Source organism: Parapedobacter koreensis, assembly GCF_900109365.1.
GTDB classification, from domain to species: domain Bacteria; phylum Bacteroidota; class Bacteroidia; order Sphingobacteriales; family Sphingobacteriaceae; genus Parapedobacter; species Parapedobacter koreensis.
Genome location: NZ_FNZR01000003.1, coordinates 527,081 through 547,325, shown reverse-complemented (window position 1 = coordinate 547,325; position 20,245 = coordinate 527,081). Strand labels below are relative to the sequence as shown.

The window sequence follows — 20,245 nt, the reverse complement described above, 5'->3', positions numbered from 1 at the left end:
GCAGTGAAACTTCATCCCTTTTGGCAGTTCCTGATCGGAACAGCATCGATCGCCCTGCTGGCAATGGTGTGCTACGCGCTTGGTGACTCCATGGATCAGTGGGCGGTGGCGCTGATTCTGCTGGCTGCCGTATCCGTGCTGGCCGTATTGTTCGATATCATACCTGTACTGGCAGCCGCGTTGCTTAGTGCCCTGTTGCTCAACATCTTTTTCATCGATCCGATCCCGGATTATAAAATCCGTGATACAGAAAGCGCGCTGTTGTTTTTCATCTACCTGTTTATCGCGCTGGTCAATGCCGTACTCACGAACCGTCTGCGGAAACAGGAAAAAAAGATACGTGACCGGGAAGAAAAGGAAAAGACCATCAAACTCTACAATACGCTGCTCAACTCACTGTCCCATGAACTGAAAACTCCGATCGCAACGATCATCGGTAGCATCGATACCCTGAAGGAAATCGATCCAGAAATCGGTTCCCAGCAGCGGATGGAACTCTTAGCGGAAATGGAAATAGCGGGTAACCGCCTCAATAAACAGGTGGAAAACCTGATGAACATGAGCAGGCTGGAGACGGGCACGCTGAAACTGAAGCGAGACTGGTGCGATGTCAACGAGCTGATTTTTTTGGTCATCCAGAAGCTCCCGGCCACAGATACCATCCGTATCCGTTTTGAACCGGACGAATCCCTGCCGTTGGTCAAGCTGGACGGGGGCCTGATCGAAACGGCCGTGTATGCATTGGTGCACAATGCTACCCGATACACCCCGAAACAGACGCCAATTGAAATAGTGACCACTTATAATAAGGAAAATAACCTGTTGATCGATGTGCTGGATAGCGGGCTGGGCATCCCCGAAACGGAAATAAGCCACGTATTCGAGAAGTTTTACCGACTTCCCAACTCCGGAACCGGTGGCTCCGGATTGGGGCTATCCATCGCCAAAGGTTTCGTGGAAGCCCACGGCGGCACGGTTTGTGTGGCCAATCAGGCCCAAGGCGGTGCATTGTTCCGTATTGTCCTTCCGGTCGAAATCTCCAGGTTGCACGTATAAGAAAAATGAACAAACCGACGGTATTGATTATCGATGATGAACCCCAGATACGGAAGTTGCTGGAGATTAATCTTTCCAGCAAGGGGTATGCCGTCAGGCACGCCGAATCCGGGAAAGAAGGGTTACTGCTGGCTTCCAGCCACTTTCCGGATGCGATCCTGTTGGATCTGGGGTTGCCGGACATGAGCGGCCATGAGGTGCTCCGGCAGCTCCGCGAATGGTACAGCAGGGCCATTGTGATCCTGTCGGTACAAAACGGGGAGGCCGATATTGTCAACGCGCTGGAAAACGGTGCCAACGACTACCTGACCAAGCCATTCCGTGTGGGGGAACTGCTGGCCAGGCTGCGTTCCGCCATCCGCCACAGCGACGCAAGTACCGTTGTCCAGACCGTCGAGACGGGACAGCTGGAAATCGACCTCATGGCAAGGGTGGTCAGGCGGGCGGGTGAAATCCAGAAACTTACTTCAACGGAATACAACCTGCTGGCGCTGCTTGCCCGCAACGAGGGACGGGTGCTTACGCACCAGTTCCTGCTGAAAGAGGTATGGGGCATCAGTTTCCAGTCGGAAACGCAATACCTACGGGTATTCATCGCTCAGATCCGGAAAAAGATCGAAGACGACCCGAACCGTCCAGTCCACATCATTACCGAAAGCGGTGTTGGCTATCGGTTTCAATAAACTATGTAAGGATTGTTATAAGGAATAATGAAACAACATTCTCACACAAACAGCCATCCACTCACGGCAGCAGGCCTACTCATTGCTCTCGGCATCATCTACGGCGATATCGGCACCTCCCCGCTTTACGTTTTTAAGGCAATCGTCGGGCAGGATGCCATCAGCGCGGATCTGATATATGGAGGTTTGTCCTGTATTTTCTGGACATTAACGTTGCAGACCACTATCAAATACGTCATCATTACCCTCCGCGCGGATAACAAGGGTGAAGGCGGCATTCTGTCGCTGTTTTCACTGGTGCGGAAACGGGGCTTATGGGTCGTGTTTCCTGCCATGCTTGGAGGTGCTGCCCTGCTGGCCGATGGGATGATCACGCCGGCCATCACCATCTCCTCGGCCATTGAGGGGTTGGACATCTTTTATCCAGGTCTACAGACCGTTCCCATCGTATTGGTGATCGTCGTCGTCCTTTTTTCCGTGCAACGGTTTGGCACTGCCATTGTCGGCAGGCTATTCGGCCCTGTTATGTTTCTTTGGTTCTCGATGCTGGCGGTGCTTGGGTTCGTCCACCTCTTTGATGAAGCGGCGGTCTTAAAAGCCGTAAGCCCGCATTACGCCATCCAGACCATCGTTTCGCATCCCAACGCGCTTTTGATTATCGGCGCGGTTTTCCTTTGCACCACCGGCGCGGAGGCGCTGTATTCCGACCTCGGGCATTGCGGCCTAAAAAACATCCGGATTTCGTGGATATTCGTGAAAGCCTGCCTGCTATTGAACTATTTTGGGCAGGGTGCCTGGTTGCTCGGCCACGAAGGTGCTACGCTTGACGGCGGCAATCCGTTCTATGCGGTGATGCCCGGATGGTTCCTGCCCTACGGAATTTCAGTTGCAACGATTGCCGCCATCATCGCCAGCCAGGCCATGGTTTCCGGCGCATTCACGCTGGTTTCCGAAGCCGTACGGCTGAATCTATGGCCAAAGGTCCGCATCGTACATCCCAATATGCTGAAGGGTCAGCTTTATGTACCGTCTGCAAATTGGATTCTGCTGATTGGCTGCGTGCTGGTCATCCTGGTATTCCGCGAATCCGCCCGGATGGAGGCTGCGTACGGATTGGCCATCAACATCAGTTTCATCGTCACCACGACGTTGATGACTGTATTCCTGTTGCAGAAACGTATTCCGAAAGCGCTTGCACTGTCGTTTTTCGTCATATACCTGATCATCGAAATTACGTTTTTCGTCGGCAATGTCTCCAAATTCTCGCACGGCGGATGGCTTACGCTGTTGATCACGGTCATTGTATTCTCCGTGATGCTGTGCTGGTGGTGGGCCCGCAGGATCAAGAACCGGCATACCCGGTTCGTGGATATCGGGAAATACCTCCCAATCATCTCCGAAATCGGCGGGGATAAGTCCATCCCGCTGTACGCCTCGCAACTGGTCTACCTCACCAGCGCAAATTTCGAGTCGGAGATCGAGGAAAGCATCATCTATTCCATCATCAGGAAAAAGCCCAAACGGGCGGATGTGTACTGGCTGGTGCATGTCGATGTGACGGATTCGCCCTACACGGGTGAATATGAAGTGACCCACTTGGTTCCGGGTAAGGTAATTCGGATCGATTTCCGGCTGGGTTTCCGCGACGAACAGCGCATCAGCATACTATTCCGTGAAGTCGTGGGGAATCTTGTTGCAAACGGCGAAGTGGATATCAAGAGCAATTTTGAGACGCTGCGGCGCCACAATCTGGACGGGGATTTCCGGTTCGTGGTACTCGAACGGGTGCTCTCCGGCTCTCGGGAGTTCAGCTTTCCCGAACGGATTGTACTGGATGTGTATGGTATGTTACGGACATTCAGCTTATCGGAAGAAAAAGGATTCGGTTTGGATTCCAGCTTCGTAACGGTGGAAAGGGTTCCATTGATGGTTCCCGCGCAACCAAAAAAAGAAAGACTGAAACGGGTGAAGTGAAAATTAGTGTTATTGGCGTGCCGTGCGGGTTGCAAAACCAAAAGTGTTTCACGATGTTTGTTACGTTGAAACACATAAATGGCCCATGAAATTCCGTGATATTGCCAAAAAATTTAACATTAAATCCGAACAGGAGCCGCACGATGTCATCCATGATACCGTAGAAAAAGGGATTTATTTCAAGGGCACGAATCTGTGGATATTGATTTTTGCCATCCTTATCGCGTGTGTCGGTCTCAACGTTAATTCCACCGCCGTAATTATCGGGGCTATGTTGATTTCACCTTTGATGGGGCCCATTCTGGGCATGGGATATAGCCTGGCAACCTACGATTTCGGGTTGTTCCGTAAGGCATTGACCAATTTTGGGTTTGCCGTATTTGCCGGGCTTTCCGCTTCCACGTTATACTTCCTCGTAACTCCCATATCCGAAGCCCATTCCGAATTGCTGGCACGTACCAGCCCCAATATATACGACGTCATCATCGCTTTGGTGGGCGGGCTTGCCGGCATCGTAGCGCTGTCCAGCAAACAGAAAGGGAACGTGATTCCCGGTGTGGCCATCGCAACGGCATTGATGCCGCCGCTGTGCACCGCCGGTTACGGATTGGCAAACGGCGCATGGACATACTTCTTCGGTGCGTTTTACCTGTTCACAATCAATACGGTATTCATTGGCGTGGCCACGCTTATCGCGGCCCGTTTCCTGAAGTATCCGGTATGGCATTATGCTGAAGAAGGCACCCGGAAAGTGGCAAACCGTTGGGTAAGCGTCATCGTTACGGTAACCATGGTACCCAGCATCTACTTTGGCTACATGCTGGTTCGGCAGGAGCGGTTCACGCAGGAAGCCAACGCTTACATCAGGAACGACACCTATATCGAAGGGGATTACTTGCTGAAATCCGAAGTCGACCCGGCTAAAAAAACGATCCGGCTGATTTATGGCGGACGGCTCATTCCCGAATCGCTAAAAGAAGATGTAGCCGCCAAAATACGCTACTACAGGTTGACGGGTGCTAGCGTGACCATTCAGCAGGGATTTTCCGTGGATGATTCAGACGATCAGGTACTGGTGATGGATCGCCAGCAGACGGAAATCAGTCGGCTCCGGCAGGATTTGGAAAAAAGCCTGCGCATGCAGGATAGCCTACGGACACAACAGGAACTCGGACGGCAGTTGCTCAATGAACTCAAACCCTTATTCCCGGAGGTAGTGAGTTGCGGAACGGCCGAACAGGTCGTCTTTGATGATTCATTACGTATGACAAGTTATCCCAGCCTTTTCGTGGGTACCAGCGATCTTGGGAAGACCAGCGAGCAACGCAGGCGGATTGAAGATTGGTTCAAGTCCCGGTTGACCAAAGATTCTGTAAAAGTATATATCGAACCGGTATTGTAGCGAACTGTTTGTGGCCACGCCCGTGTTAAAGAGAAAATCTTTTGTGCGCAACGGAGAATTTTTATCTTAGCAACATGGAGCAAGCAATCAATACCATCGACAACATTATTTGGAGTAATGCGTTAATCATTTTATGCCTCGCAACCGGCGTTTACTTTTCTTTTGCTACCGGATTCTTGCAAGTAAGGTATTTAAAAGATATGGTCAGGTTGTTATTTGGTGGCACTTCGTCGGCGAAAGGCGTGTCTTCCTTCCAGGCTTTTGCCATTGCGCTATCCGGACGGATAGGTACCGGCAATATTGCCGGGGTAGCTACGGCCATTGCCATGGGTGGTCCCGGTGCCGTGTTCTGGATGTGGCTGATCGCATTTCTCGGCAGCGCATCTGCCTATATCGAAGCCACATTAGGACAGATCTATAAGGAGGTAAAGGATGGCCAGTACCGTGGCGGCCCTGCCTTTTATATCGAAAAGGGATTAGGTATCAAATGGTATGCGATAGTGTTTGCTGTAGCCACCATATTAAGCACGGCATTGTTCCTGCCCGGCGTACAGAGCAACAGTATCGCTTTAAGCAGCCAAAGCGCATTTTCCATCCCTGTGGAATATACCGGTATTGGATTAGTGGTATTATTGGGTCTGATCATCATCGGCGGCGTGAAACGGATTGCAAAGGTAGCCGAGGTGGTGGTACCCTTCATGGCCGGTGGTTATATTTTATTGGCTATTGTGATTATCGCATTCCATTTCAGCGAGATACCTGACGTATTTATGCTAATCTTCCGTTCTGCCTTCAATTTTGAGCCTGCTTTCGCTGGCGTTATTGGCATGGCAGTGGCATGGGGTGTCAAACGCGGCATCTATTCCAATGAAGCTGGCCAAGGCACAGCCCCTCATGCAGCAGCGGCCGCCGAGGTGAGCCATCCGGCTAAGCAGGGATTAGTGCAGGCTTTTTCCGTATATGTCGATACATTATTTGTCTGCACCGCCACGGCATTCATGATCTTGTTTACGGGAAAATATAACGTGCAAAATCCCGATGGAGGGTACCTCGTGGAAAACATTCCCGGAGCGGCAATCGGCCCGGAATATACGCAACATGCCATAGCCCAGCATTTCCCCACGATAGGGGGTCCAGCTGTTGCCATCGCCCTATTGTTTTTTGCCTTCACCACCATCATGGCTTATTATTACATGGCCGAAACCAACTTAAGCTACCTGGACAACAAAGGGAGGCATAAATGGGCAGTATGGGTATTGCGCATACTTATTTTGGCCGCCACCTATTATGGCACGATTAAAACGGCCGAGACAGCGTGGACATTGGGAGACATCGGCGTAGGTCTGATGGCTTGGCTCAATCTCATCGCAATCCTGTTGTTGCGCAAACCGGCATTGAAGGCATTGAAAGACTATCGGCGGCAAAAGAAAGCGGGGATTGATCCGGTGTTTCGTGCGGAAGATCTGGGCATCACGGGAACGGAACACTGGCATAAACAAGAAGAGTAAGTTGATGACATGAAGTTCAGGTGCATCACAATTATTACATTTCAACAAACAAATCGTGTAAATCGCCAACAATTTATCAACAAAACACGAAATAATATAAAAAATCATTACTTATGTAACCAGACAAACACTACATTTGTGTTATGTCGATGGATATGGTATTAAGCAAGATTAAGAATTTTATTCATTCCAGCACCGGACCCGGAATCATCTTAATTGGATGTGTGGTTTTTTCGCTCATCATCGCAAACTCATCGTTGAGCGGCAACTTTGAGACGTTGTTAAATCACGAAATGGGCTATCAAATCCTTGGGATACAGCTCAAGTACCCGTTGTTGCTGTGGATAAACGATGGGCTCATGGCCATTTTCTTTTTGTTGGTTGGCTTGGAAATCAAGCGAGAACTGATCGATGGGGAACTGGCGTCTCCAAAACAAGCCGCACTCCCGATTATCGGCGCATTAGGTGGTGTTCTTGCTCCTGCCCTCATTTTTACGATCTTCAATTTCAACCGGGAAACCGCAGCGGGCTGGGCCACTCCCATGGCAACGGATATCGCATTCGCATTGGCCATCGTGACATTGCTGGGCGACCGTGTACCCTTATCGCTTAAAGTATTTTTGGCGGCATTGGCCATTGTGGATGATTTAATGGCCATCGTGGTAATTGCCCTTTTTTATGCTACCGAGTTGCACTATAATTACTTGTTATATGCCGGATTGGTATTCTCGCTGTTGCTGGTATTCAATAAAATCGGCATCAAGCACTTGGCTTTTTATCTAATCCCCGGTTTGGTCATATGGTATTTTATCCATCATTCGGGGATACATGCGACTATCGCTGGTGTGCTCACAGCCTTTGCCATACCTGCAAAACCGGGAAAAGCAAAGCATCCTCCACTGGAAACCTTGGCCCATGCGCTTTCCAAACCTGTAAACTTGATCATTATGCCTATTTTCGCATTGGCAAATACGAACATTACTTTCGAAGAAGGCATGGTAAGCGGGCTGGTCACACCCTTAGGCTTGGGGATCGTATTGGGATTGTTTCTCGGCAAGCCTTTGGGAATCTTTTCTGTATCCTGGTTATCGGTAAAGCTGGGGATATGCTCCAAACCGCATAAAGCGCAATGGAAGCACTTATGGGGTGTGGGAATGTTGGCAGGCATCGGATTTACCATGTCCATTTTCATTGCTGTACTGTCATTTTTCGGCAACCAGACTTTGCTGGCCCAAGCCAAATTTGCTATTCTATCGGCTTCCCTATTGTCTGGAATATCCGGCGCTTTAGTCCTTACCGTAATTGCCAAGCGTCAAAAAAACAACGTCCACCAAGAATCCACGAGCCTAAAAGCGGATGAACAACATATTAGTACCCACTGATTTTTCTGAATATGCGCTAAAATCTGCCGAAAGCGCGCTGCGTTTGGCTCAGCAATCAAACGCTACTGTTTATTTATTTCATGCCTATACGGCATTTCAGTCAGGCTTCCAAAGTGAAAATGACAATGAGCGGGACGAGCAACGTGCTTTGGAAGAGGCCGAACACGGCATGGCTTCTTTCCTGAAAGATGTTTCGGGCTTTTTCTTCGATGTAACGATAAAAACCATTTGCCAAAGAGGAAACATTGTTGGCCTGATACGCGAACTGACCAAGGAAATTTCTGTAGACTTGATCGTAATGAGCACCGGAGGAGCTACAGGCTTAAAATACCAGTTTATCGGCACCAATACGTATGATGTAGCCGAATCGCTGTCTATTCCCCTGCTGGCGGTACCTATCGGTGCAGAGCACATTGATCTCGCTAATATCGCGTTCTTTACAGACTATCGTCCAGAAGACCACCAAACTATCACCTCCTTGTATTCACTATTTGGTAGCGAACAAATCAATTATTGGGTAGTGCATATCCATGAAAAAGAGCAGCAACCAAAGGATGAAGATTTTAAAAAGTTGGCCGCGTATACCATGGAATTGCAGGCCAACACCCCTATCGTAAATATCGACTGGAAATTAGTGCATGGCAAAGAAAACATCACCATTGTTCAAAAAGTCATAGACACATTAAGCGGTGATATCCTTGCAATTACCATGGCTGAACGCAACCTATTCGATCGATTGCTTGACAAGAGTTTATCCAAAGAAATAGTCATGCAGGCCAAAATACCGGTGTTTATTGGACGGTAAATTCTCGTCTCTGCGATCCGATTAATTAGCAACTTACAGCTAAGAAATAGAAGCTTAAAACACTGATAATAACCACAGAAAAAACCAACCACCGCTCGGAGATATAACCGCAGCGGTGGCTAACTGACACTATCGCTTACGCCTTTTATTCAGATTGTTTCTCATCGGTATCCGCTCCTTTCCGGCCTGCGCTTTCCACGGCGTCCAGTATGCCCATTGCCAGAGCCACATACTTGGCCACGGCCACTACCTTGGCGGGGAGCCCCAGCGGCGAAGCGATGATCAACTGGCTGGCCAGCGCCAAGCCCTCCCTTATCCGGTTATATACCGTCGGCTTGCCCGCTTCGGCCTGTCCAATGACTTTGTCATTTATTTTATCTACTTCTGTTTTCATGATTTTTGTTTTATTAAAAATTCATCTTTAGTTTTACGCCTGCTTGAGTGGGAATTAAAAACCCCTGCCCTCCCCATTCCGGTTTTAAACCAGCGATCCACGACCTAGGAGATCCTAGCGAAGCGACGGAGATCCAGACGTGGAGCACTGGTTTAAAACCTCAATCCTATTATTCCCCTTCCCGATCTCCCCCACTAATAGCGGGTACACATACTTATAAGCAGCCGTAGAGTGCATCACCTGATAATCGCCATCCAGCAACTGCCAGTACGACCCGGTGAGCGGACAACCCGCTGTCTGCGTATGGTAGTTGCCAATGTGGATGAAGACCAACTGGTAATTGGGTATTTCAGTGATTTCTATCATGCCCTGATGAAGCTTCGGGTACTTCGGAGCGTACTTGGCATTCATCCCCGCCCAGGAATTGAGCGACAGAAGGTATTCCCCCTCAGGGATGCAAGTAAGTCCCTGTATCTTCTCCTTACGTACGCTGTCTTCCAGCAAGTAGCAGGCGAAGAGGCCTCCGATATAGAGGTGGCTGAGGGTACTGTTTTTTCCCTGCGCCACGCGGATAATCTTTATCTCGTTCATTATTGTTTTTTTATTCTTTTTAATTTTTGTTTCAAGTGTAGGCTATACCCAGGAACTGACTGTTGGAAAACTCCCGATGGTCACGTTCGGCCACACAGACATACACCAGCAATTCACTTCCCGCTCGCTCGCCTGAAATGTCGATGTTCACTGTACCGCTACCGCGGGTGGCTATACCGGTAGCCAGTGCACCGGCATCTGCATGGTAGGCCACAGCATAGACCGTATCGTCCGCAAAAGCGCGCATCCGATCCGTATACGGTACCCACGTGACGGTCAGCGATGGCTCTGCCACAGCAAGGGCCGGTTTGCCCAATCCCGCCAAACCGCCCCTGCTCAGCAGCACCTCCCCCGGATCGATGGATAGGTCGGGATACGTGCCCGCCACTGCCTTCCGTAGGGCATGTGCCGTAGCCCTTCCGAAAGCCCCCGCCTTAGACCTGCGATCCTGCTGGGAAGCAAAGCCCAGAGAGATAAGTTCACGGATCGGATTCAGAAATTTCGCTACCAACGCCATCCGCGCCCGCGTTTCCAACTGGCGGATCGTCGGGGGTTTTGTGGATTTTCGTGGCCGGCTCCGCACATAAAATCCCGAGGGACCCATGCAGCCCACCATATCCCCCAGCCTACCCGAAAACGTAAATAAATCAATCATTTTTGCCATAAGTGCCTGTTTTAAATGGGCCGGGGGATTCGAACCCCCGGCCCGGATTATACAACCATTACCCGTTAGCCAAGCATGAGCGATCCCCCGTATACGGTGTTGGATACACGACTGCCATCACGTGCCACAGCAAACAGCCAGGTATCGGCCATGTGGCCAGCAGTATCCGCATCCAGCGGAATGTCTGCCTGCCCGGCAGAACGTGCGGCTATCTCATCAGAGGTATAAAACAGGTTCAACTCGCGGTCATACAACAGCACATATACCTCGTCATCCCCATTGCCGCTGAAGCGGTTGGCCACCGGATTCCAGGACACCGTGGCTGTTTCCCCCTCGTGGGTGATCGTCACACCGCGGAGCGGTTCCAGACCGCCTTTGCTGAACTGTATCCCCGCGTAGTCAATACCGAAATCGGGATAAGTGCCCGTGACGGCCGGAAGATTGAGCGCCATCGCCTGGTTGAAGAGCGTCGCCGTGGAGTCGTCCAGGTTCGCAAGTCCGATTTCCAGCAGGCCTTTCAGCGGCAGCAGGAACTGCCCCATCAAACCAAACCGCTGCTGCTGGGCCAATTGCGCCTCGGTAAAAGGCTTCGTGCGCTTCTTGCTCAGCCCGCGCATATAAGGGACACTGCGCCAGCTACTGCCGATGATACTCCCTACTTTTCCTGAAAAGGTGCCTATCGCACCGTTTATAAACTTTGCCATATTGTTTTCTTTTTTAATGATTTATTATTCATTCGCCGCCGTCCTGTCCGGAGACAGCCTAACGACGACGGAGACAAACATAAACCACTGAAAAAGAAAAAACTGCTGCGGGGATGCGATAGTCCGGCAACTGTCCGCCCAAAGCCGGAAATTGTCCGTTAAGTGTCCGTTTGCTGTCCGTCTACGACAAGAGTATGTAACGGGGTTAGCCCAGAGACGGCTTGGGGTTGGCTTCGGAGCTCCGCCGGGATTTACTGCACCCTCGCCCTACCCTTGCAGCACCTCAGTGGCTACGAGAGCCAGGGCTTCCAGTCGCAAGCCATGCGCAGGGATGGTGGAAGCTCCGAAGCCAATGCGGAGCCTATTCCCCACGGTAAAACCTGCGGCAGCGCTCGATATCGTTCTCACGGAACCGGCGTCTACGGTTGACATAGGAATGTATGGGCAGCATGCCCTTTCTGGTGAGGCGGCGCAACGTTCTATCCACCACGCCAATGCGTTCAGCTGCATACTTGGCATCACGGAGTAACTCCGGTGTCACGGGTTCGGATTGGTGGTTTTGGCGAAGAAAGCCCGCAATCTCGCGAAGCAGCTCCACGGCTTCGCTGAATAGTTCGATAATACGAGATAAAAATTGTAGAATCATGGCACTTTGGGTTGAAGCGCCATCGGCATGACAGAAACCCAGCAACGCGGTGAGGGATGCTATCTCCAAATTGAGCCAATCAGACCAGTATATTGCAACCCGCCAACCGCCGTATGCCACGTGGATGGCGAATGTTAAACAATCGTTACCTCAAACTTAATTAAAAATTACGTTTGTTCACCAGCCCCGATGCAGATTTCCACGCGGTAGCGCCCATCAGCATCTTCGCCGCTGCGGAAAATGTAGCGACCGGGATAGTAGTGCGCCAATCGGTATCTGATGTTTTTCTGTCCTATCCCGGTGTCTTGAAATTCCGTGCGTGGGCTGCGATTGATACCGTTAAGTGTAATGATGTGTAGGCAATTGCCCCCGTGGCAGGTGGATACGCACAGCACAGCAGGTGTTTGGCGATCATGTAATACACCGTGTTTGATCTGGTTTTTTACGAGCATAAGCAACAGCATGGGGATGATGGTGCAGGGCAATGCCTCGTCGGCCACCTGCAACCGGAAGTAACTATCTGGATGCCCCAGCGTTTCCATGGCGAGGAAATTCCTCACTTGCTTCACTTCCTCTGCCAGCGGGATGACCGGCGTAGCGGGCGAAATGGAACAATAGTATTGCATGATGGCGATGGTCTTATTCAGCGCCTTCCAGGTGTACATAGGATCTCGATGAGCCATGAGCCGGATGCGAGACAGCAACCCCGCCATCAGATGGGGATCCAACTGTAGACGACGCCACTCCAATTCCAACGCACGAATGGCCGCCTGCTTGCGGTCTACAAGCACCGTCAGGTTAGCCCGATGATGGTAGAAGATCAGGCCCTGAGCGATCAGTTGATAGATCACGCTGGCCAGTCCAGCGAGGTAGCAGGTGGCCACAGCCACTGCCGGAAAGTTGATGACGTCATACAGCCAGTCACCTCCTTCGTCCCAATAAAGCTGAATGGCGCCCGAACCCACGCTAATTGCAAAAAGAAAAACAGCCACTACCAGAAAATCCAGTACCAGGTAAATCATCATCCATGCCGCCGTGGCCATAGGCCCACGACGATACCGGAAAGCCAGAGGTAACAGCAATAGAATAGCCGTGTAGAAAAAAAACAATTGCAACGCGGCGATGACCAGCTTTGATGTTGCGTCTGGCGCTGCCATTTCATCCAGCTCAAGAAAAAACAGGTACCCCGGCACATAGGCTGCGACGAAGCATACATGCCCCCACCAGGGCAGGGGATGCCGTCGCTTGAGTCGCTTGCACCAAATGCGTATACGTTTATGCATGCTGCTCATGAAAGCTGCCTGAGGTAATGGGCAAACGCTTTGGCGTGACTCTTTCCGACAGCAAACCGATGGCCTGAGGCCAGCAGGACGATGCCTTCAGACTCCGATACGATTGCCTGTTTGGCGACTACAGCCCCTTGGTTGAGCTGGATGAACAGGCCGGAAGGTGCCACCCGGGCATGCATAGCTTTCAAGCTGGCAAGCGTGACGATTTGTGCCCCCGAATGGCAGATTACCTCCACGTAGTTTTTTTCGTGGATATGCGTACATAGGCAACAGATGTCTTCCATATCGACGAATCGCAGTACGCCGGATCCCCTTTCGCGCACAAGCAACTGCTTCGGCAAAGCAGGCTGCCGAAAGCGGATGCGCTCCAACCAGGCCACCCCATCCATGATTTTTGCCGGATCTACCGGCTTGAGCAAATGCCCAGCCGCAGACGTATCGATAGCAGGGATGCGGTATTCCGGATGGCCGGTAAAGAAATAAAATAAGGTACACCAAGCCTTGAGTTCCCGGGCCACTGCAATGCCACGCAAGGCATCCACATTGCCGGTGCCATCCAGATCCAGATCGCAGAAAATGATATCCATTGGCCCATCAACACATAAAAACGCCAGAGCTTCTTCGAAGGTAAGGAATGTGGCGACGAGCGTCACATTGGGCACATAGTTGAGTGCAAGCCTGAGGTCGTCAAGCGCAAAACGTTCGTCATCGATAGCGATAGCACGGTAAATCATGGGCAGAATGGGTTGTTGAATGACGGCTAAAGATACCAATTTTCCTAATACCGTAAAATGCATGTCAAGCAAATCCTGCCAAATTTCCAGTGAAGTATATCCTATGTCACGAGCTTGTTGCCCAGCCGGATGGCATTGGCCAATTTTAGCAGACTATCAACACATAGTAAAATGAAAAAGACTGCATTATTTCTGCCCATCGTGCTGGTTGTTTTATTGGTGTCTGCAGCTGTCATGGCCGGGGCACCCGCAATGCCTTACGTAGCAACCAGATCATCCGTAGCCGATGAAGACAAACCCAAAGAACCTAAGCGCATCTTTGATCGCCGTATTGCGTGGGGGCCATTGCCCGAGGAAACGACGTTCATCGAGTACCAACAAATCCTGAGCCGGTATGGTGAGTAGACATCTTGGTTGGTACCAGCGGATTTACATCCTTTGTATTGCCTTTCATCTTAGCGTGATGGGTGTGTATAATGCATGGGCATCGCTTGAGGGGTGGTATCGGGGTGTAGCTACCAATGGCGATAGCCGGTGGGCTGCCCCCCTTTTGCAAGCCACGAGGCAGGTAGCCCTTTATCCAACTATCCATAAATATGCCCGCCTCACCGGATTGAACACCGGCTATACTTTCTTCGCTCCGCAGGTAGGCAGCTTTTACCGCTATGAAGTAGCCTGTGCAGATAGTGACGGTGGCGAACGCAGCATGGTATATCATCCACCGATTTCCGGTGTGGAAGGTTACCTCCGTTACCAAAATTTCTTGGAGCTTTTCCAAGAGCTGCTCCCCAATACACCGGACGACCACCCCGACAAACGTTTTGCCCGGGCCGTGGCTCGAAACATGGCGTCCACACTCCTTCCAGATACCTGTTGCCATACGCGTACCCTACGGGTCAGCGCGTATGCCATACGGTCGTTGGGTGCGTCATCTAATGAGCCGCTCCTTTCGCTATACACGCTGCTCACCGATACCATACGGAAAGCACCGCTGCCATGACGCACCCTGATCGTTTCTTATTTGGCTTTTCCGGATCGCACCATTGGGTACCGATATTGCGTATTGGAATAAGTGCGCTCCTGCTTGCTGCACAACTATTATTATGGCCTGATTTTGCCATACTTTACGGTGCAGACCGTTTCGTGGATGCACCGTTGCTGGCGTTGAAACAAGGCAAGGCGCTATTGCCACTCGGGTCGGGATCGCAAGATGTAGCACCCCTGGCTTATATACTGCTCTGTGTTGCGGTTATCATCGGTTTTTACCCACGTATCGCGGTGGTGCTGCTCCTGCTCCTTCATCAACTGACATTTCTAAGCAATCCGCTATTCAGCTACGGGTTTGACTACCTCGCTTGCAGTGCCCTGTTTTATGCCGCGATTGCCCCATCGGAGAGAACCCTAATCCCATGGCATAGCCTGCTCTTGCGGACAATCCAACTGCATCTCTGCGTAGTATACGCCGTTGCCGGCATCAACAAGGCCTTCGGCACTACCTGGTGGACGGGCGAAGCGTTGTGGAAAGCCATCATGCAGCCGGGTTATCTGCCCGTCATTGCCACCGAACTGGCCAAAGGTATTCCTACTCCCTGGTGGGTGGCGGCCGGTTGGCTGGTGGTACTATTGGAACTCTGCTACCCCGTACTCATTTGGCTACCCCGTACCCGCAGGCTGTGCCTGTGGGCCACTGTGGCGCTCCATACCGGCATCGCATTGGCGATGGGCTTACATTTCTTCTCTGCGTTGATGATACTGCTCAACGTGGTGGCTTTCCACTACCCCTATCTTCCTGTGAACAATCAGCAAACCAGTACATCTCCTATGGTCAAACCCCTCCGCGTATCTGCCTCAGGCCGTGAAACCCCTGCCCCGGCAGATCACGCGGATACAAACCAAAGTGCAGATGCATGAACCGGTCAGGTACCATATCCGGCATGCATACCCGGCCACCGCCACTACTGCCGAGCCCCCTTTTGTGCCTTCTGCAACGCTGCGTTGTGCGCATGATCGGCATTACCTTTCAGGTGAAGCGTTTGATCTTGCATATAGCTTTCACGATGCCAAGGATATGTTCATCGCCGTGCATGAAATCCATGCTCATCTCCCCCTGTCATTTCCCATCACATGCACCCATGCTGACTTGCATGGATGCTACGTGAGCGAAGGTCGATTTACCCTCCGCGAGCAGGACGACGATGTCACTGCACTTTCGCTGCACGCCGAAACGTACACACTCATATACGCACCCCGCGGTGTATACATGGTATCTGTGCCCCGCGGTATCACCATCATATACCTTTGGACCACCAATAAGCGGATGCTCCTGCGCTATATCAGCGACGCGGCATTTATCCCTATCCGCCCCCTCCTTCTCCAACTAAAAAGCCAAGGCCCAAGCCCCTATCCTACCCGCGTCCTGCCCTTTGGCCATGTTCCACGCATCCTTTGGCAAAAATTGCTTCGGCTTCCCCTCCTTCGGCCGCTCACGATGGATCTCCGGCTTTATGAAGCGGTGGCCGCGCTGATCGATTGCTGCATGGATGCGCTACGCGAGCAGCCGCAAGGCAGTACAAAGACGCTTAACTTGTTGCATAACGTACGAGCATATATCATCAATGAAATCAAGAAAGGCTCCATCCCTCGGGTGGACGAAGTCGTAGAGCGCAGCGGCGTCTCGGAGTCGTACCTGCTACGGATACACCGTCGGTATTATGGCACCTCTCCCCAAGCATTCATCATGGCAATACGATTGCGGCACGCCCGGGATTTGATTCTTACAGGCAGGTACACGTACACTCAAGTAGCGTATGCCGTCGGTTTCAGCGCGCTGCACGATTTCAATAAACAGTACAAAAAGTTTTTCAAATGCTATCCGCGCGAGACCAAGGCTTTATGACCCCTCCTATTCGGTTTTCCATTACATCGTTGGTTCGGATATGCTCCATTTACGAGCCCAATGATGGCCTATTTTTGTGCAAAACACAACTAGTAAATAGAAAACAGGATACCATCATCATGCAGGGCCAAGGGTCTCCCCTGCCATTAGAAAAAAAGAAAACGTTCCAAGTAGGATATGACCCCCAGGTCCGAACGGAGGAAAACCAGGAAGCGCTTGCTTCCAGAAATCAAACACGATTATGGTTAAGTTATTAAAAAAATGGAACCTATTTGCGTTGGTTGGTGTATTAACGATTGCTTTCCTGACCTACGCCTTTACCCCAAAGCAAAAAAGCAAGGTGATGGTCACTTATCCCATTGAGCAGGATGACCAAGCGAATGGAAGGTGGCGGTTGTCAAATGATGAAGCAGAAACAGGGCATAGCTGCGGCGGCAACCCGACCGCACCGCCCTGCACCGCTACGTTTGATTCAGACGACATCATTGAAGAAGGAGGCGAGTTGTTTGTGCTCAAAGAAAACGCAACCACGAGTGGCCTCGGGCCTTACACGCCTCCCGCCAGGTAGTCTATTCAAACGTTGCTTATTTTGGTCTTCTGCAAAAGATGGGGACTCCACTTGATTGGACTCCCCTCTTTTATTATATCCAATTACACGGGATCCAACATCGCCCGAATTGTGGCATTTGATACCTGTCCTTGATGATAGATGCCATACAACCTTCCCTTATTGTCAATGATGACGATAGTAGGATAACTTTCGATGTTGTAAAATTTAATCAATTCATGAGCTGAGCCATCGCCATTCGTATACACGTTGATTGCTTCTTCCGATGTATAACGTTTACTATCGACGCTGTTAAGCCACCGTTTTCTGTCCTGGTCAATGGAAATCGAAATCACTTCAAAGCGGTTGTCTCCCCGAAACTCTTCTTCGATAGTTGACAATGTTTCCATAAAAAAATGACTGCAACCGGAGCAGCCGGTAAACCAAAAATCCAGCAAAAGCAATTTGCCTTCCAAGTCCGCCAGCTTTATTAATTTGCCGTCGGCATCTTCCAATTCAAAAGGGAAGGCCGGAGCGCCCTGAAGGAATTTTTGTGAATAACTATGCAACATCTTCTGCAACCCTTCATTCCTCACCACACGCTGAATCTGACGGTAGACCGTGGCTTGGCTTTCAAATCTATCCCGGTACGTCAGTAGCAATAGGCAGAGTAATCTATCTTTTATCAAACCGCTATACCCGCCGTCTATTTGTTTAAGCATCCGTTCAGGGGTCGGCATACTATCCGTAATCATCGCGTAGGGCAATCCCACCAGCATGCTTTCCAAGTAAAATGGCGAATTTACGGCAACGTTTATCCAGGCGCTATCTTGACTGTTTTTGGTGAAACCCATTTCGTGGATTTGTTTTATGGTTGCGTAACCATTCTTTTTTTTAGCCAGCGATAAAACGTCCCAACTAAACATCCGGTATTTTTCCAGCAAATTTTTCCCCACGATATCCGCCCTTAATCGTTCATAAGTATGCGGTGCAATCTTATCCGCATATCCAGCGAGAATGGCTAAAGACTCGTCCCGGCTCTTATCTTCTTTGCCGTCGCTCAAGCGCAACGACAAACTATCGGTACTGTATCTGCATTGGTATTTTGCTGACCCGTTGCCAAAAAAAGATGGCCGATAAGACTTGAAATTCCGAAATCCATCATAATATGTACTCCATTGCTTCTGTATGTAGACCTCATCGAAGGCGTTGCTTTCATTCATTACAACGAGGACGCTATCTCCTGATTCGACCAGATAGTGATACAGTAAGTGCTCGAAATATCCATCCTTTTCTTTACCCAGGCTAAAATACCCCTGATCACTGCTTGGATATACCCTGAACCGAAAATTGCCTGCATCCGTTCTGACCCCTACAACTTCATCATGCACCACAAAAGAAGAAGTAGAAACACCTACAAGCTGATGCCAATATTTCAACACGAACCGTTCATTGCCAAAAGCACTATCAGCAAATTTCAATTCAATGGTTATCGGCTCACGCACGCTTTCTGATGCCATTGCCTGACAGGTGATGATGACCAAAGACAGCAGCATCCAAGTATGTAACCTATTGTTAATTAGACGTCTCATTGCGTTCGTTTTGAGGAAAACCATTCATCACAATCTCATTAAGGGGAATCGGATAGGTATAGTTGGAACTATTGGGCGGCAGTCGATATTCCGTGCCGTCCAGCGTTCTTGTCAACGTCACGGCGTAGGCAGGGTCTTGGTTCAACCTGCGCAGGTCCGTCCACCGGGTTCCTCGGAAGACCAATTCTTTTCTACGTTCGAGCAGTACCTTGCGAAGTACCTCATCGGGAGAGACGGCCGCAACGGGGTCGAAACTCCCGGCGGCATACCGATGTTCAAGCAACTTGTTGAGATCCCGCATCGCGCCATCGCTATCGCCCATCCGCGCACGGCATTCGGCGCTATTGAGGTACACCTCGTCCGTTGCGAGTCCGGACATCGGGGTGGTACCTCCAGAATATAAGGTCTTGATTCTTGGCGTACCGGACGATTCTTGTAGTTGAAAGAACGTGTTTTTGCGAAGGTCGTCATCACTGTAGGATGCATAAAGCCCCGGATCGATAATGGGATTCAATCCGGGCAAATGTCCGACCTGCCTTATCTTAAACAACACCTCGGCATTATGCGGTGACGGCAGATTATACGACGGAGCTAAATCATTGAAGTCAAGCAATACATCGTACATGCCTAAGCAAGCGTCGGCATGGTCGAGCGACTTTTCGTAATCCTGCAGGGTCAGGTATACCCGGCTTAATAATGCGTGGGTTGCCGCCTTCGACGCACGGAACATATTTGCAGTTTGGTAGTTTTCGGGCAGCAAGGCAAGTGCTTCTTGCAAATCACGTACGATTTGGCCAAAGGTCTCCTGCACCGTAGCCCTATAAAGAGTTTGGGATAGCTCAGACGACAGCTTAAGCGGGATTCCCAGATCAGCTGATGCCGATTCAGGACGGTACGGCTGTCCAAATATTTCCTGGAGAAAATAATGGTGCAGTGCCCTGAGAAAGAGGGCATGTCCTTTCACTTCATTGTATTCGTCCGATTCGGCGCTGCTTACTTCCAGCCGTCGCAATCCATCCAACACGACATTGGTGTAGTAAATGGTTTCGTATGGATACGTCCAGTCGGACGTATAGCCTACCGCAGTATTACCCTCGTAAAAATCAGCTGCCCATACGTATGCATTCCTCGGCAATACCCAAGTTGCCAGCCACATATCATTGGTCAGGTAGAGGTCGTCCGTCCCTATTTCAGCAATGCCCGGCGCATTGATATAAATCTGCGCATTATCCAATAGTTGTTGGTATTCGCTGATTTTGGTCAATACCGACAGTGAGCGGTCGGGCACGGCATCAAGATAGTCGCTGCATGAGGCAGTGAAAGCCACACAAACGACCGCGATGTATCGTATTACTAATGTTGTTTTCATCATTTTTCT

At 50.5% G+C, this 20,245-nt stretch carries 21 protein-coding genes; 12 read left to right on the top strand and 9 right to left on the bottom strand.

All coding sequences use genetic code 11. The annotated features are described in order from the left end of the window. Positions 1–3 precede the first annotated feature (3 nt). From BMW65_RS10155 to BMW65_RS10125, 7 genes are all read left to right on the top strand, one after another. Positions 4–1,056 (top strand): sensor histidine kinase, encoded by a 1,053-nt coding sequence (locus tag BMW65_RS10155; protein ID WP_218145381.1) that lies wholly within the window; start codon positions 4–6, stop codon positions 1,054–1,056. Between the two features lie 5 nt (positions 1,057–1,061). Next, the gene (locus BMW65_RS10150) at positions 1,062–1,739 is read left to right on the top strand and encodes a response regulator (RefSeq protein WP_090605045.1); all 678 of its coding nucleotides are present in this window, start codon (positions 1,062–1,064) and stop codon (positions 1,737–1,739) included. A gap of 27 nt (positions 1,740–1,766) precedes the next feature. After that, positions 1,767–3,713, top strand: coding sequence for a KUP/HAK/KT family potassium transporter (locus tag BMW65_RS10145; protein WP_090605044.1), 1,947 nt, complete (start codon positions 1,767–1,769; stop codon positions 3,711–3,713). Between the two features lie 85 nt (positions 3,714–3,798). Then, positions 3,799–5,115 (top strand): DUF389 domain-containing protein, encoded by a 1,317-nt coding sequence (locus BMW65_RS10140; protein WP_090605042.1) that lies wholly within the window; start codon positions 3,799–3,801, stop codon positions 5,113–5,115. Between the two features lie 74 nt (positions 5,116–5,189). After that, a complete protein-coding gene (locus tag BMW65_RS10135; protein WP_090605041.1) occupies positions 5,190–6,623 on the top strand; it encodes an alanine/glycine:cation symporter family protein in 1,434 nt (477 codons plus the stop codon). A 149-nt stretch (positions 6,624–6,772) separates the two neighbouring features. Then, positions 6,773–8,005 carry a Na+/H+ antiporter NhaA gene (gene nhaA / locus BMW65_RS10130; protein WP_090605427.1) on the top strand — a complete coding sequence of 411 codons (1,233 nt, stop codon included), beginning with the start codon at positions 6,773–6,775 and terminating at the stop codon, positions 8,003–8,005. Continuing rightward, positions 7,980–8,810 carry a universal stress protein gene (locus BMW65_RS10125; RefSeq protein WP_090605039.1) on the top strand — a complete coding sequence of 277 codons (831 nt, stop codon included), beginning with the start codon at positions 7,980–7,982 and terminating at the stop codon, positions 8,808–8,810. Before nhaA ends, BMW65_RS10125 begins: the two co-directional genes overlap by 26 nt. Positions 8,811–8,955: 145 nt before the next feature. Here the strand turns inward: BMW65_RS10125 and BMW65_RS10120 are convergent, their stop codons facing one another. From BMW65_RS10120 to BMW65_RS10090, 7 genes are all read right to left on the bottom strand, one after another. After that, positions 8,956–9,204: a hypothetical protein gene (locus BMW65_RS10120; protein WP_090605038.1), complete on the bottom strand. Its 249-nt coding sequence runs from the start codon at positions 9,202–9,204 to the stop codon at positions 8,956–8,958. A 114-nt stretch (positions 9,205–9,318) separates the two neighbouring features. Further along, positions 9,319–9,795: a DUF5675 family protein gene (locus tag BMW65_RS10115; protein ID WP_090605036.1), complete on the bottom strand. Its 477-nt coding sequence runs from the start codon at positions 9,793–9,795 to the stop codon at positions 9,319–9,321. Positions 9,796–9,826: 31 nt separating this feature from the next. After that, complete coding sequence (locus BMW65_RS10110; RefSeq protein WP_090605035.1) at positions 9,827–10,459, bottom strand: DUF6266 family protein; 633 nt, start codon at positions 10,457–10,459, stop codon at positions 9,827–9,829. Positions 10,460–10,524: 65 nt separating this feature from the next. Continuing rightward, on the bottom strand, positions 10,525–11,163 hold the full coding sequence (locus BMW65_RS10105) for a DUF6266 family protein (protein WP_090605033.1): 639 nt from the start codon (positions 11,161–11,163) through the stop codon (positions 10,525–10,527). Between the two features lie 361 nt (positions 11,164–11,524). After that, positions 11,525–11,878, bottom strand: a complete 354-nt coding sequence (locus tag BMW65_RS10100; protein ID WP_177181078.1) for a helix-turn-helix domain-containing protein — start codon at positions 11,876–11,878, stop codon at positions 11,525–11,527. Positions 11,879–11,976: 98 nt separating this feature from the next. Continuing rightward, positions 11,977–13,092: a histidine kinase gene (locus BMW65_RS10095; protein ID WP_177181077.1), complete on the bottom strand. Its 1,116-nt coding sequence runs from the start codon at positions 13,090–13,092 to the stop codon at positions 11,977–11,979. 5 nt (positions 13,093–13,097) lie between these two features. Next, positions 13,098–13,895: a LytR/AlgR family response regulator transcription factor gene (locus tag BMW65_RS10090; RefSeq protein ID WP_090605029.1), complete on the bottom strand. Its 798-nt coding sequence runs from the start codon at positions 13,893–13,895 to the stop codon at positions 13,098–13,100. A gap of 108 nt (positions 13,896–14,003) precedes the next feature. Between BMW65_RS10090 and BMW65_RS10085 the strand changes: the two genes are divergently transcribed. The 5 genes from BMW65_RS10085 (at position 14,004) to BMW65_RS10060 (ending at position 17,296) form a co-directional block, all read left to right on the top strand. Further along, positions 14,004–14,237 (top strand): hypothetical protein, encoded by a 234-nt coding sequence (locus BMW65_RS10085; protein WP_090605027.1) that lies wholly within the window; start codon positions 14,004–14,006, stop codon positions 14,235–14,237. After that, the gene (locus BMW65_RS10080) at positions 14,227–14,832 is read left to right on the top strand and encodes a hypothetical protein (protein WP_143053857.1); all 606 of its coding nucleotides are present in this window, start codon (positions 14,227–14,229) and stop codon (positions 14,830–14,832) included. The genes BMW65_RS10085 and BMW65_RS10080 overlap by 11 nt, the downstream gene beginning before the upstream one ends. Next, complete coding sequence (locus BMW65_RS10075) at positions 14,829–15,743, top strand: hypothetical protein (RefSeq protein ID WP_143053856.1); 915 nt, start codon at positions 14,829–14,831, stop codon at positions 15,741–15,743. Before BMW65_RS10080 ends, BMW65_RS10075 begins: the two co-directional genes overlap by 4 nt. Continuing rightward, positions 15,688–16,728, top strand: coding sequence for a helix-turn-helix transcriptional regulator (locus tag BMW65_RS10070; RefSeq protein ID WP_177181076.1), 1,041 nt, complete (start codon positions 15,688–15,690; stop codon positions 16,726–16,728). The genes BMW65_RS10075 and BMW65_RS10070 overlap by 56 nt, the downstream gene beginning before the upstream one ends. A 241-nt stretch (positions 16,729–16,969) precedes the next feature. Further along, the gene (locus BMW65_RS10060; RefSeq protein ID WP_090605020.1) at positions 16,970–17,296 is read left to right on the top strand and encodes a hypothetical protein; all 327 of its coding nucleotides are present in this window, start codon (positions 16,970–16,972) and stop codon (positions 17,294–17,296) included. Positions 17,297–17,379: 83 nt separating this feature from the next. Here the strand turns inward: BMW65_RS10060 and BMW65_RS10055 are convergent, their stop codons facing one another. Continuing rightward, entirely contained in the window at positions 17,380–18,867 is a 1,488-nt protein-coding gene (locus BMW65_RS10055) for a TlpA family protein disulfide reductase (RefSeq protein WP_177181075.1), read from the bottom strand. Beyond that, positions 18,851–20,239 carry a RagB/SusD family nutrient uptake outer membrane protein gene (locus tag BMW65_RS10050; RefSeq protein ID WP_090605017.1) on the bottom strand — a complete coding sequence of 463 codons (1,389 nt, stop codon included), beginning with the start codon at positions 20,237–20,239 and terminating at the stop codon, positions 18,851–18,853. The genes BMW65_RS10055 and BMW65_RS10050 overlap by 17 nt, the downstream gene beginning before the upstream one ends. Between the last annotated feature and the right edge of the window lie 6 nt (positions 20,240–20,245).